This window comes from Acidovorax sp. 210-6 (assembly GCF_010020825.1).
Taxonomy (GTDB): Bacteria; Pseudomonadota; Gammaproteobacteria; order Burkholderiales; family Burkholderiaceae_C; genus Simplicispira; species Simplicispira sedimenti.
This window is the reverse complement of the sequence record NZ_JAACJE010000001.1, coordinates 15922-29419: the sequence shown is the minus strand read 5'-3', so window position 1 is coordinate 29419 and position 13498 is coordinate 15922. Positions and strand designations below refer to the sequence as shown.

The window sequence follows — 13498 nt, the reverse complement described above, 5'->3', positions numbered from 1 at the left end:
GAGCACACATGGCCCTCATGGACTTCATCAAGAAACAGTTCATTGACATCCTCCAGTGGACCGAGGACGGCGACGGCACGCTGGCCTGGCGCTTCCCGATGGAGGGCATGGAAATCCAGAACGGCGGCACGTTGGTGGTGCGCGAGTCGCAGATGGCGGTGTTCGTCAACGAAGGCCAGGTGGCCGACGTGTTCGGCCCCGGCACCTACAAGCTGACCACGCAGACCCTGCCGGTGCTCACGTACCTGAAGAACTGGGACAAGCTGTTCCAGTCGCCCTTCAAGAGCGACGTGTACTTCTTCAGCACGCGCCAGCAGATCGACCAGAAGTGGGGCACGCCCCAGCCCATCACGATCCGCGACAAGGACTTCGGCGCGGTGCGCCTGCGTGCGTTCGGCAACTACGCCTACCGCATTGCCGACCCCAAGCTGTTCCACACCGAGATCTCCGGCACGCGCGACATCTACCCCGTGGGCGACCTGGAAGGCCAGTTGCGCGGCATGGTGCTGCAGAACATCAGCAACGCCATCGCCGGCAGCGGCCTGCCTTTCCTGGACCTTGCGGCCAACCAGGTGATGTTTGCCGACGCACTGGCCAAGGAGCTGGCGCCCCACTTTGCCAAGATCGGTCTCGTCATCGAGAGCCTGACGGTGCAGAACGTCTCGCTGCCCGAGGAGCTGCAGAAGATCCTCGACCAGAAGATCGGCATGGGCATGGTCGGCAACGACATGGCCAAGTTCATGCAGTACCAGACCGCGCAGGCCATCCCCAAATTTGCCGAAGCCAGTGGCGGCGGCAGCGGCATCGCGGGCGATGCCATGGGCCTGGGCGCCGGTGTGGCCCTGGGCCAGGTGCTGGCGCAGAACCTGCAGGCCGGCCTGCAGGGCGGCGCAGCCCAGGCCGCACAAGCCGCTGCGGCAGCCCCGGCGGCCGCCGCAGCCGCCTTGGGCGTCAAGCCCGAGGACGTGATGGCCACGCTGGAGAAGCTGGGCGATCTCAAGTCCAAGGGCATCCTCACGCAGGAAGAGTTCGACGCCAAGAAGGCCGAACTGCTCAAAAAGCTGGTGTAGGCAAACGCTATAAAAACAATAGCTGTTGGCGCAGGAGGGATGAGCGCCAGAGGCCAAAAACCTCATAAAACCGCAGCGCGCGGCGCCAGCAGCAGCCCCCAGCATGGCCACCAGCCCCACCCAACGCAGCTACCGGGCGCCCTGCCCAGGCTGCGGCGCGCCGGTTGAATTCCGCAGCGCGCAGTCCACCCACGCCGTTTGCGGCTACTGCCAGAGCACCGTGGTGCGCCAGGGCGAGGTGCTCTCGCGCATCGGCAAGATGGCCGAGCTGTTCGACGACCACAGCCCGCTGCAGCTCATGGCCAGCGGGCGCGTCCAGCTGGACGGCAAGGAACAGCCCTTCACACTGATCGGACGCCTGCAGTTCAAGAACGAGGCGGGTACCTGGACCGAATGGATCGCCTTCCTCGAAGACGGCACCATGGCCAGCCTGGGCGAGGACAACGGCGCCTATGTCTTCACCCGCCCCATCGATCCCGGACGCGAGCTGCCCGAGGCCGCGCGCTTTCGCGTGGGCAGCACCACCGCCATCAACGGCAAGCCCTACAGCGTGGCCTTCAGCGGCCAGGCGAGCCTGATCTCGGCCCAGGGCGAACTGCCCAAGCTGCCCCCGCTGGGCGAGCCCTTCGGCATGGTCGAGCTGCGCAGCAGCGACGGCGAGGTGCTCTCCATCGACTACAGCCGCCAGCCGCCGCAGGTGGAGCGCGGCCGCGCGGTGCTGCTCGAAGACCTCCAGCTGCAAGGCCTGAAGGACGAATCGGCCAAGGACGAAAAAGGCCGCCAGTTCAACTGCCCGCACTGCGGCGCACCCGTGCAGGTGCAGCTCGCCAGCACCAAGAGCCTGACCTGCGGCTCCTGCGCCAGCATCATCAGCCTGGACAGCGGCGTGGGCGGCGAACTGCGCTCGGCCGAGCAGGACGAGCCCGTGCAGCCCCTCATCGCGCTGGGCACCAAGGGCCAGTTGAAGGGCGTGCACTGGCAGGTGGTGGGTTTCCAGCACCGCATGGGCGTGGAGCCCGGCGACGACGAGCACTTTGGCTGGAACGAATACCTGCTCTACAACCAGAAGCGCGGCTTCGCCTTCCTGGTGGACGCCGAAGACGGCTGGAGCTTTGTACGCCCCACCACCGGCGCACCGCAACTGTCGGGCAACGGGCGCAGTGCCACCTACATGGGCACCAAGTACGACCTGAAGTACAACTACGAGGCCGAAACCACCTACGTGCTGGGCGAGTTCTACTGGCAGGTCACGCGCGGGCAGAAAACCAGCAACCGCGACTTCGCCAGCAGCAAGGGCCTGCTGTCCATGGAGCAAGGCGCCAACGAGGTCACCTGGTCCAGCGGCGACAAGCTCTCGGCAGACACCGTGGCCAAGGCCTTCGGGCTGGAGAACAAGAAAGACCTGCTCCAGCGCGACGACGTGGGCCCCTTTGTGGCGGCCAAGGGCGCGGGCTGCGGCACGGTGATCCTGATCGCGGTCATCCTACTCATCGTGCTCATCATCCTGAGCGACTGCTCGGGTTCATCAGGCAGCAGCTACTCGCGCAGCTCCGGCGGCTCGTGGGGCGGCTACTCCAGCGGCGGCAGCCACAAGTAACTTCAAGAGGAGAAACACCACATGATGGGAATCGAATGGCTCCGGCCCGCAGCCTTTCTCGGGTCCATGCTCTACGCGCTGATCGGCGTCGTCATCTTCTGGCTGTGCTTCATCCTGGTGGACAAGATCACGCCCTACGACCTGTGGCGCGAGATCGTGGAGAACCAGAACAAGGCCCTGGCCATGGTGGTCGCCGCCATGTGCCTGGGGATCAGCATCATCGTGGCGGCGGCGATCCACTGACGGCCCTGCCTACCGTGTCGCGCTACCTCGGCGCAGCACGGCCTTGAACCGCGCGCTCCTTGAACGCTTCCGCACCCTCCTCAACACCACAGACTGCCACCGGCCCCCGCCCCATCGAAATCGCGCTGCTGGCCAGCGTCTTCGTGGTGGCGGCCTGCGGGCTGATCTACGAACTGGCGGCGGGCGCCCTGGCCTCCTATGTGCTGGGCGACTCGGTGCTGCAGTTCTCCACCATCATCGGCACCTACCTGTTTGCCATGGGCGTGGGTTCGTGGCTGTCGCGCTATTTCGAGCGGCAGTTGCCTGCCCATTTCCTGCGCATCGAGCTGCTCGTGGCGCTGGTGGGCGGTGCACTGCCGGCCACGCTGTTTCTTGCCAACGCTTATGTGCCGGGGTCGTTCCGGCTGCTGCTGTACGGCATGGTGTTCCTGGTGGGCACGCTGGTGGGGCTGGAGATCCCGCTGGTCATGCGCATCCTCAAGCGCAACGTGGTGCTCAAGGACCTGGTGTCCAAGGTGCTCACCTTCGACTACCTGGGCGCACTCGCAGTGTCGCTGGCTTTCCCGTTGCTGCTGGTGCCGCAACTGGGGCTGATCCGCACCGGCCTGCTGTTCGGGTTGATGAATGCCGCCGTGGCTGTGTGGGCGCTGTGGCTCTTCCGCCAAGAGCTGCACCGCCTGGGCGAGCACATTGCCGCTTGCGCCTTGGTGGTGGGGCTGCTCGCGGCAGGCATGGTGGGCGCCGACCAGATCACCACGCTGGCCGAGGACCGGTTCTACCAGGACCGCATCGTGTTCTCGACCACCTCGCCCTACCAGCGCATTGTGGTGACGCAGGGCCTGGCGGGGCACCGGCTGTACCTCAACGGCAACCTGCAGTTTGCCCAGCGCGACGAGTACCGCTACCACGAGGCGCTGGTGCACCCCGCCATGGCCGCCCATGGCGGGCCGCGCAAGGTGGCCGTGCTGGGCGGCGGCGACGGCATGGCGGTGCGCGAAGTGCTCAAGTACCCCACGGTCGAGTCGGTCACGCTGGTGGAGCTGGACCCCGCCATGACCGCACAGTTTCGCGACAACCCCCGGCTGGCCCGGCTCAACGGCGATGCGCTGCGCGATGCGCGGGTGCACATCGTCAACGCCGACGCCTTTGGCTGGCTGCAGCAGGGCACGGACACGTTCGATGTGATCGTGGTGGACTTTCCGGACCCGACCAACTTTGCCATCGGCAAGCTCTACACCAACAGCTTCTACGCCCTGTTGGACCAGCGCCTGGCCGCCAGCGGCTACGCCGTGGTGCAGACCACCTCGCCCCTGGTGGCGCGCGCAAGCTTCTGGACCGTGGCGCACACCATCGAATCGGTGGGGCTGCGCACCACGCCCTACCACGCGCATGTGCCCAGCTTTGGCGAATGGGGCTTCATCATCGCCAGCCGCAGGCCCTGGCGTCTGCCCGAGGCGCTGCCGGACGGCCTGAAGTTCCTGACCCTGGGCACGCTGCCGCTGCTGCTGGACTTCCCGCTGGACATGGCGCGCGTGCCCACCGAGGTCAACCGCCTGTCCAACCAGGCGCTGGTGCATACCTTTGAGCGCGAGTGGGGAAAGCACTAGTGAACACCCCCCTGTGGCGCTGCGCGCCTTCCCCCCTCTCTCGAATCGCTGCGCGATTCGGGAGGGGGGACGCTCCCGGCGCGGCGGGGCGGCCCTTGCGCGGGAGCCCTGGGCTGGGTCGCGCCGGTTTTGTGCAGCAGGGGCACTGCCACCGGCACTTGGGCTTGGGCTTGGGCTGCTGAAGCCATGCAGCGCCGCCAGTTCCTTACCGCAGCCACATCGGCCGCTGGCGCGCTGCTGTCAGCGGGGTGTGAACCGGCACCGCGGGCGCTGCAAGGGGGCTTTGCGGGCATCGACCTAGAGCGCGGGCACCAGGTGCGCGACCTGCTGGCGCGTGGCGCGCTGCCTGCGCCGGGGCTGGTGCGGCGTGCGCAGGTGGTGATTGCGGGGGGCGGTGTGGCAGGGTTGGCCGCGGCGCGGGCGCTGCGCCTGGCAGGGGTGAACGACTTTGTGCTGCTGGAGCTGGAAGACCAAGCCGGCGGCAACAGCCGGGGCAGTGCGGTGAACGGCGTGCCCTGCCCCATGGGCGCGCACTACCTGCCCGTACCGGGCGACGACGCCCGCGAGGTGCAGGACCTACTGGAAGAACTGGGCCTGCGCCAGCGCGTGGCCGGGCGCTGGCAGTACGACGAGCGCCACCTGTGCCACAGCCCGCAGGAGCGGCTGTACTTCCAGGGCCAATGGCACGAAGGCCTGCTGCCCGTACAGGGCGTGGCCCCCAGCACGCTGGCGCAGTACCAGCGCTTTGCACGGCAGGTGCAGACGCTCATGCAGTCGGCCCGCTTTGCCATGCCCATGCTCAAGACATTGGGGCAAAAAAGGCCTCTAGCGCCCATCCATCAAGCGCTGGATGCTATTACTTTTGAAGCTTGGCTGGGCACCCACGGCTACGACGACCCGCACCTGCGCTGGTACCTGGACTACTGCTGCCGCGACGACTACGGCGCCAGCACGGCGCGCGTGTCGGCCTGGGCGGGCATCCACTACTTTGCCAGCCGCCACGGGTTCCATGCCCCTGGCGAGCCGGTGGACGAAGCGCGCGAAGCCGTGCTCACCTGGCCCGAGGGCAACGGCTGGCTCACCCAGCGCCTGGCCGCACCGCTGCGCGCCGGTGGTCAGTTGCGCACCGGCTGCAGCGTGCTGCGCATTGCCGAAGGACGCCACGGTGTGGAGGTGGACGCGCTGCACCACGCCAGCGGCCAGGTCGAGCGTTGGCAGGCGCCGCGCTGCGTAGTGGCGCTGCCCGTGTTCGTGGCGGCACGCGTGGTGCAGCCCGCACCCGCCTTCCTGCAGGCCGCCGCCCAGCGCCTGCAATGGGCCCCCTGGCTGGTGGCCAACATACACCTCGACGCGCCGCTGCAAGACCGCCCCGGCGCCGCCCCCGCATGGGACAACGTGCTCTACCAGGACGCCAACCCCGGCGGCCTGGGCTATGTGGATGCCGGCCACCAACGCCTGAACACCGGCGCCCTGCTGGCCGGACCCACCGTGCTGAGCTACTACCAGGCGCTGGGCGACCAGCCACAGGCCCGTGAACAACTGGCCACCCAGCCCTGGACGCACTGGGCCGACGCCGCACTGGCCACCCTGGGCGCGCCCCACCCGGACCTGGCACGCCGCGCCACGCGCGTGGAGATCACGCGCTATGGCCACGCCATGTCCATCCCGGTGCCGGGAACACTGCAATTCATGAGCCAAATTGGCCTCCAGCGCCCATCCACCCATCGCAAGGCGCTATCGAATGGTGAGCAAACGCCCTGGCTACCCACGCCCACCACAGACCGGCTGGCGTTTGCGCACAGCGACTGGTCCGGCTACTCGGTGTTCGAGGAAGCCTTCACACGCGGGCATGCGGCGGGTGGGGTGGCTGCGGGCTGAGAAAATGCGTGCACCACAGCCCCACCCAGCGCACCATGTCCCACGCCCCCAGCCCCGGTCACTTCGAGCGCCAGCATGAACGGCTGGATGCCCTGCTGCACGCCCACCTGCTCGACGTGGCGGGCGCGGACTTCACCAGCGCACTACAGCACCTGCAGCAATGGCATGGTGGCCTGCAGGAACACATCGCCATCGAGAACACCCGCCTGCTGCCCCATGTGCCCGCGGGTGCGCGCTGGGCGGCGCGCGTGTACCTGCTGGAGCATGAGCGCATCGCCCTGCTGGCCGAGGAATACCGGGAGCGTGTGCAAGCCGTCGCGCAGCAGCCACCGCAGGACGAGTCCGGACGCCGCCACGCGGTGCTGATGCTGCTGGACGCCGCGCACGCACTGCGCCACGTGCTGGAGCACCACCACGAGCGCGAGCACACCGCCCTGGCCCACGAACTGCCCCTGGAGGTGCAGGAGGCCGCCTGGCGTGGCGTGGGCGACGTGCGAGGGACTTGTTCAGCGTTGCCATAGTCCACGCTGGGCCCCGCGCGGGGTACGCAGCTCTCACCCAGCGGCGGCGGGGAAAACGAGCCGCACCTCCAGGCCCTGCGCACAGCCCGCAGGCGGGGAGCTGAACACCAGTTCGGCGCCATGCTTGTCGGCCAGGGTGCGCACGATGGACATGCCCAGGCCGTAACCGATGTGCTGGCTGCCGATGCGTGCATGGCGCAACTGGATTTGCTCCAGCTGCGCCGCAGTGAGCCCCCTGCCGTGGTCGCGCACCACCAGCGCGGGGCGCTCGCCGGGCTGGACTTCCAGCTCCACCTGGGCATCGGTGTGGTGCAGCGCGTTGTCGATGAGGTTGCGCAGCACAATGGCCAGGCCGTCGATGTCACCCTGCACCCAGACCGGCGTGTCGGTGTCGGGCGCCAACCAGTCCAGGCGCTTTTGCGCCTGGGGCTGCTGCCAGAACGATTGCGCCACCTGTTCGGCCAACTGCACCAGGTTCACGCGGCCGAAATGGGCCAGATCTGCGCCTTCGGCGCGCGAGAGTTGCAACAGCCGCTCGGTGCGATGGCTCAGGGTCTCCAGCGACTGCAAGGCAGCGCGCACTTCGGTCTCGGGCACGCAGCCGTCGGTCGCACCGGGGCTGTTGTGGTGGGACTGCGCCTGGTCCAGGGCCGTGTGCAGGCGCAGGCGCACCTGGGCCAGGGGGGTGCGCAATTCGTGCGCCGCATTGGCGGCCAGGGAACGCTCCACATTCAGCGCTTCGCCCAGGCGCCCGAGCAACTGGTTGACGCCGTCGCCCACCGCGCGCAGCTCCTGCGGCATGTGGGCCAGGTCCAGCGCCTGCAGGTTGCTGCCGCTGCGGGCGGTGATCTGCTGCTGCAGGCGCCTGACGCTGTGCAGTTCGCGCCGCGCGATCCAGTGGATCAGCCAGGCCAGCACCGGCAGCATGACCAGCAACACAGCCACCAGGCCCAGCAGCGTGCGCTCGCTGGCCTCGTTGCGCTCTTCCAGCGGGTCGGCCAGTTGCAACCAGACACGGTGCGGCGCATCAAATAGGCTGTACACCCGGTACTCGGGGGTATCGAAGAATCCGGCCTGCAAGGGCGCCGCAAACGGCGCCCCCGGCGCGGCCGGGGAACGCAGCAGCACCCCACCCTGTGCGTCGCGCAATTGCAGCAGCAAGGGCTCTTCGCGGTAGTCGCCGGGCACCTCGCCCGTGACCTGCGGCTCCAGGGGCTCGCCGCGCTCATCGACGGCGACATAGGCACCTGCAGAATCGGCGCGACGCACCAGCTTCAGATCCAGCAACGCGGGGTAGAGCTGGCGGTGTGTGCTTTCCACCAGTTCCACGTCAAAGTTGTGCTGGATCTGGCGGTCCACAAACCAGGCGACCAACCCGGTGCTGACCAGCCACACCGCCACCACCGCCAGGATGAGCGTGCGGCTCAGGTGCTGGGCCAGGCTCTGCGCGCGCGCAGGAGGACGGGTGCGGTTCATTGCGCCATCAATCGGTAGCCCGTGCCGCGCACGGTTTCGATCAGATCGCTGCCCAGCTTGCGCCGCAGGCGGCTGATGAAGACCTCCAGGGTGTTGCTGTCGCTGGCGCCATCCCATTGGTACAGCGCCTCCAGCAAACGCTCACGCGTAAAGGTCTGGCCGGGGCGACTGGCCAGCACGCGCAGCAAGGCCCATTCCTTGGGGGTGAGCACCACCGGCACCATGCCATTGCGCACCACCTCGCGCGCCAGGTCGATCTGCACCTCGCCGCGGGTCACGGTGGAGCTGCTTTGCGCACCGCGCCGACGCTCCACCGCGCGCAGCCGCGCCAGCAGCTCCTCGGGGTCATAGGGCTTGACCAGGTAGTCATCGGCACCTGCATCGAGCCCCCGGATGCGGTCGCTGACCTGGTCCCGCGCCGTGACCACAATGACCGTGGGACGCGACTCCTGCGCGGCGGCGGTGCTGGCCAGCGCGGGCAGCAGTTGCAGGCCCTCACCGTCGGGCAGGTTCAGATCCAGCAGCACGGCGGAATAGTGCGTCACGGCCACCAGGGCGCGCGCCTGCTGCAGGTTCTCTGCCCAGTCCACGCTGAACTGCTTGGCCTGCAAGTACCCCAGCACGGCCTGGGCCAGGGGGCGATCATCCTCCACCAACAAGATGCGCAATTGACGACTCCACGCGTGACAAGTAGCCAGTGTATGGGGCTCCAGCGCATGCGTGCAAAGCTGAACGGAGTCTGAACGACCGCTTCACTGGATATTCAGGCGCGCTTTCTACATTGCGCAACCATGAAAGAACTGGTTCTGCCCTCCCCAGCGGCCCCTGCCGCCCCTGCGCAGCGAAAGCGCATGCTGCCCCCCTTTTCGCGCCCCACCGTCGCCCCGCGCTGGGCTGCGCTGGCGCTGGCCATCTGGTGCACCGTGGGCCTGAACCAGGCCTGGTGGGCCAGGCTGTCGCAACTGGCACAGGAACAAAGCCTGAGCGGCACCGAGCAACTGTGGACCGCCCTGGTGCTCACCGCTGCCACCTTCCTGTGGTTCATGCTGCTGTCGTGGCCGGGCTTGCGCCGCATCGGCTGGAGCGTGACGCTGGTCACCGCAGCCGCCGTGCAGTACTTCATGCTGCACTACGGCATCGTGGTGGACCCCAGCATGGTGCGCAACGCCCTGCAAACCAACACCAGCGAGACCATGGCACTGATGGGCAGCGGCCTGCTGCTGCATGTGCTGCTGTATGCGGGGCTGCCCATGGCCGTGCTGTGGGCGGGCGTGCGGCTGCAGCCCGGCGCCTGGCGCCGCGATCTGTGGCGCTCTGCCCTGCTGGTGCTGGCTGGCTTCGGCGTGGTCGGGCTGGGGGCCAAGCTGCTGTACAAGCCCATGGCGCCCCTGGTGCGCAACCACACGGAAATCCGCTTCCTGATCAACCCGCTGTCCACGTTGGTGTCCGTGGGCAACGTCACGCTCAAGCCGCTGTTCAAGTCCAAGCGTCCGTTCCAGCGCATCAGCGAAGACGCCGCCCTGGGCGCCAGCTACACCCCACCCCTGAAGCGCGCCACGGCGGCTGGCGTCGCAGCGGGCCACAAACCGCCCCTGCTGGTGCTGGTGGTGGGAGAGACCGCGCGCTCGGACCACTTTGGCCTCAACGGCTACCCACGCAACACCACGCCGGAGATGGAGGCACGCCATGTCATCAGCTGGCGCAATGTGCGCTCCTGCGGAACGAACACGCTGGCTTCGGTGCCCTGCATGTTCTCGCACCTGGGCAAGGAGGGCTTCGAGGGCCGCAAGTTTGAATACGAGAACCTGCTCGACGTGCTGCAGCAAGCCGGCCTGCGCGTGGACTGGCTGGACAACCAGGCCGGGTGCAAAGGGGTGTGCAACCGCATTTCGAACGCCCAGGCGGACAAGATCGCCAGTGCTGCAGCCCTGAGCCAATGGTGCAAGGACGACGAATGCCTGGACCAGATCATGGTGGAGCAGCTCGACCAGCGCCTGAAGGCGCTCCAGGCTGCGGGCGAACCCCAGGGCACGGTCCTGGTGCTGCACCAGATGGGCAGCCATGGCCCGGCCTACCACCGCCGTTCGTCCCCAGCCAACAAGCGCTTCTTGCCGGAGTGCGCGACCCATGTCACCTCGGACTGCAGCCGCGGTCAATTGGTCAACGTGTACGACAACAGCATCGTCGAGACCGACCATTTTGTCAGCCGCACCATCGACTGGCTCCAGACGCAGCAGGATCGCTTTGAGACCGGGCTGATCTACCTGTCCGACCACGGCGAATCCCTGGGTGAGAACGGCCTGTACCTGCACGGCCTGCCCTATGTGATTGCACCCGATGTGCAAAAGCATGTGCCCTGGGTTCTGTGGCCCGGCACGTTGCTGGCCCGCACGCAAGTGGCCGAGCGCTGCCTGCGCGCAGGCACCGACGCAGCCCTGACGCACGACCATTTCTACCACTCGGTGCTGGGCCTGCTGGACGTGCGCAGCAGCACCTACCGGACCCAGTTGGATGCCTTTGCCAGCTGCCGCCCTGCAACGCGTCAAGATGCCGCGTAACATCGCGGTTTCGAGACCATCGCCCGAGCATGGAACGCAGCCTGTGCAAGCCTCCCCCAAGAACGACACACCCACAACCCCGGCCAACCCCCAAAAGCTACGCTCCGGCCTGACACGCCTGTGGTACGCCACCGGCTATTCGCTGCAAGGCTTGCAGGCAGGGTGGCAACAAACCGCCTTTCGGCAGGAGGCCTGCCTGGCTGCCGTGCTGCTGCCCGCGGCCTTCTGGCTGGGCCAGACCTGGCTGGAGGTTTTTGCGCTGGTTTTTGTCGTGGTGTTCGTGATGGTCACCGAACTGCTCAACAGCGCCGTTGAGGCCACCGTGGACCGGGTGGGCCTGGAATGGCACGCGCTGGCCAAGCAGGCCAAGGATCTGGGGAGTGCCGCTGTGCTGCTGGCGCTCCTGCTGTGCGCAGGCACCTGGGGCTGGGCCTTGTGGTCACGGCTCTGGAGCCCGGTCCATTCCGGATGAAGACGCACTCCCATGTTTGAACCCCGCAATCACCAGGCGCCCACTGCGCGCCTGTGGTCCCTCTTGAGTCCTTTGGGCGCCTACGCGCCGATCGGCCTGTTGTTCCTTGTCGGCCTGCCGATGCTGTCGCTCTCGCGCATCGCGCTGATGCTGTGGCAGTGGGATCGCGTGGCCGCCACCGGCATCTGGCCCGACATGCTGCTCCAGGGCGTTCGCGTGGACATCATCCAGTTGAGTCTGCTCGGCTTGCCGCTGCTGCTTCTGGCACCGGTGCTGGCCATGCACCGGACCTGGCGGTTCTGGCGTGTGCTGAGCAGGTACTGGGTGGTTCTGTCGGTCGCGCTCCTGGCCCTGCTGGAGATGGCATCGCCTGCGTTCATCAACGAATACGACTCGCGCCCCAACCGCCTGTTCGTCGAATACCTGAAATACCCCGCCGAAGTGTTCCCCATGCTGTGGAACGGCTTTCGCCTCCACCTGGTGGGCGGAACGCTTGCCACAATCTTCGTCGTGTGGGCCATGGTGCGGCTGACCCGAGCGTGGCTGACGGTGGCGCCGTCCTGGTCCCGCCTGAAACTGTGGCTGACCTGGCCGCTGCTGGCGCTGTTGGCCTTGGTGGCCATCCGGTCGAGCTTTGACCACCGCCCGGCCAACCCCGCGCTGTTCGCGCTCACCAACGATGCCATGGTGAACACGCTGATCCTCAATTCGACCTGGTCGGTGGCACACGCCATCTACGGCATGAAGCATGAGGCACGCTCCAGCGAAATCTACGGGTCGATGAAAGAGCGCGACATCCTGCAGCAGGTGCAGGCCACACGCCAACTCCTGCAAGACACGCGGCCCTTGATCGGAGACCAGGACATCCCGACGCTGACCGATCAGAAAGCAAGCATCCGGCGCGAGCGGCCGCTCAACCTGGTGATCATTCTGGAAGAAAGCCTGGGCGCCACCTTTGTCGAATCCTTGGGGGGCGTCCCCGTGACACCGGAAATCGAGAAGCTCAAGGAACAGGGCTGGTGGTTTGAACAACTCTATGCCACCGGCACCCGCTCGGTGCGCGGCATCGAGGCGGTGGTCACAGGATTCCCGCCCACGCCGGCGCAGTCGGTGGTGAAGCTGTCGCTGGCGCAGAACAACTTCTCCACGCTGGCACAGATTCTCGGAAAGCAGGGCTACGAGTCGGAGTTCATCTACGGTGGCGAATCCCATTTCGACAACATGCGCGGCTTCTTCATGGCCAACGGCTTCTCCCGCGTCACGGACCAGAACGACTACGAATCCCCGGTCTTCAAGGGAAGCTGGGGTGTTTCGGACGAGGATCTCCTGAACAAGACACACGAACGGCTGCTGGCCAAGCACGCCGAAGGCAAGCGCTCGTTCACGCTCGTGTTCACTTCGTCGAACCACACGCCTTTCGAGTTTCCGGACGGCCGCATCGAGCTGTACGAGCAGCCCAAGGGCACGGACAACAACGCGGTCAAGTACACCGACTACGCACTCGGCCAGTTTGTGAAAAAGGCCCGCTCCAGCGATTACTGGAAAGACACGGTTTTCGTCGTCGTCGCCGACCATGACATCCGCGTGCGCGGCGACAGCCTGGTTCCCATCGAGCGCTTCCATATTCCAGGGCTGATCTTTGGCGCGGACATTCCGCAGCGCAAGGTCAAAACGGTGGCCAGCCAGATCGATCTTGCGCCCACACTGCTGTCCTTGATGGGGGTCGATGCCAAGCACCCAATGATCGGACGCGACCTGACCCGTGAGCCGGACAGCCTCCCAGGCCGGGCGATGATGCAGTACGAGCAGAACTATGCCTGGATGGAGGGACAGAAGGTGGTGATCCTGCGTCCGGGCAAGGAAGCATCGCACGCTGACTACGACCCGGCGCGCAAGCACCTGACCACCGCTGCGCAGCCACCAGAGAACGGCAAGGCCATGGAGGAGCGCGCGCTCGCGCATGTCCAGCTGGGGGCATGGCTGTATCGGTCGCAGCTCTACCGTCTGCCTTGACCGCACGGCGGGGCACGCCCCGCCGAATGGATGGCGGCGCCGCCCCCTTGCTGAACGCCAGTG

Annotated in this window: 11 protein-coding genes; 9 read left to right on the top strand and 2 right to left on the bottom strand. The window is 66.9% G+C overall.

Annotated elements, in window-relative coordinates; translation table 11 throughout:
* Positions 1-8: 8 nt before the first annotated feature.
* The 6 genes from GWK50_RS00140 to GWK50_RS00115 all read left to right on the top strand — a co-directional run bounded on the left by GWK50_RS00140 (position 9) and on the right by GWK50_RS00115 (position 6916).
* Positions 9-1070 carry an SPFH domain-containing protein gene (locus GWK50_RS00140; RefSeq protein ID WP_162014723.1) on the top strand — a complete coding sequence of 354 codons (1062 nt, stop codon included), beginning with the start codon at positions 9-11 and terminating at the stop codon, positions 1068-1070.
* A gap of 103 nt (positions 1071-1173) precedes the next feature.
* Positions 1174-2667 (top strand): DUF4178 domain-containing protein, encoded by a 1494-nt coding sequence (locus tag GWK50_RS00135; protein ID WP_162014722.1) that lies wholly within the window; start codon positions 1174-1176, stop codon positions 2665-2667.
* Positions 2668-2688: 21 nt separating this feature from the next.
* Complete coding sequence (locus GWK50_RS00130; RefSeq protein ID WP_162014721.1) at positions 2689-2910, top strand: DUF350 domain-containing protein; 222 nt, start codon at positions 2689-2691, stop codon at positions 2908-2910.
* A gap of 59 nt (positions 2911-2969) precedes the next feature.
* A complete protein-coding gene (locus tag GWK50_RS00125) occupies positions 2970-4517 on the top strand; it encodes a polyamine aminopropyltransferase (RefSeq protein WP_162014720.1) in 1548 nt (515 codons plus the stop codon).
* A gap of 186 nt (positions 4518-4703) precedes the next feature.
* The gene (locus GWK50_RS00120) at positions 4704-6395 is read left to right on the top strand and encodes an FAD-dependent oxidoreductase (protein WP_162014719.1); all 1692 of its coding nucleotides are present in this window, start codon (positions 4704-4706) and stop codon (positions 6393-6395) included.
* A gap of 35 nt (positions 6396-6430) precedes the next feature.
* On the top strand, positions 6431-6916 hold the full coding sequence (locus GWK50_RS00115) for a hypothetical protein (protein WP_162014718.1): 486 nt from the start codon (positions 6431-6433) through the stop codon (positions 6914-6916).
* A 33-nt stretch (positions 6917-6949) separates the two neighbouring features.
* On the opposite strand, the gene GWK50_RS00110 is transcribed toward GWK50_RS00115, so the two are convergent.
* Positions 6950-8392 (bottom strand): HAMP domain-containing sensor histidine kinase, encoded by a 1443-nt coding sequence (locus GWK50_RS00110; RefSeq protein ID WP_162014717.1) that lies wholly within the window; start codon positions 8390-8392, stop codon positions 6950-6952.
* Positions 8389-9060 (bottom strand): response regulator transcription factor, encoded by a 672-nt coding sequence (locus GWK50_RS00105; protein ID WP_162014716.1) that lies wholly within the window; start codon positions 9058-9060, stop codon positions 8389-8391. Before GWK50_RS00105 ends, GWK50_RS00110 begins: the two co-directional genes overlap by 4 nt.
* 123 nt (positions 9061-9183) lie before the next feature.
* Here GWK50_RS00105 and GWK50_RS00100 point away from each other — a divergent pair, with 123 nt between their 5' ends.
* From GWK50_RS00100 to GWK50_RS00090, 3 genes are read left to right on the top strand one after another with little or no spacing between them, the layout of a single operon-like run.
* Positions 9184-10950, top strand: coding sequence for a phosphoethanolamine--lipid A transferase (locus GWK50_RS00100; RefSeq protein ID WP_162014715.1), 1767 nt, complete (start codon positions 9184-9186; stop codon positions 10948-10950).
* The gene (locus tag GWK50_RS00095; protein ID WP_162017951.1) at positions 10940-11422 is read left to right on the top strand and encodes a diacylglycerol kinase; all 483 of its coding nucleotides are present in this window, start codon (positions 10940-10942) and stop codon (positions 11420-11422) included. Before GWK50_RS00100 ends, GWK50_RS00095 begins: the two co-directional genes overlap by 11 nt.
* Positions 11423-11434: 12 nt before the next feature.
* On the top strand, positions 11435-13435 hold the full coding sequence (locus GWK50_RS00090; RefSeq protein ID WP_162014714.1) for an LTA synthase family protein: 2001 nt from the start codon (positions 11435-11437) through the stop codon (positions 13433-13435).
* The last annotated feature ends 63 nt before the right edge of the window (positions 13436-13498 follow it).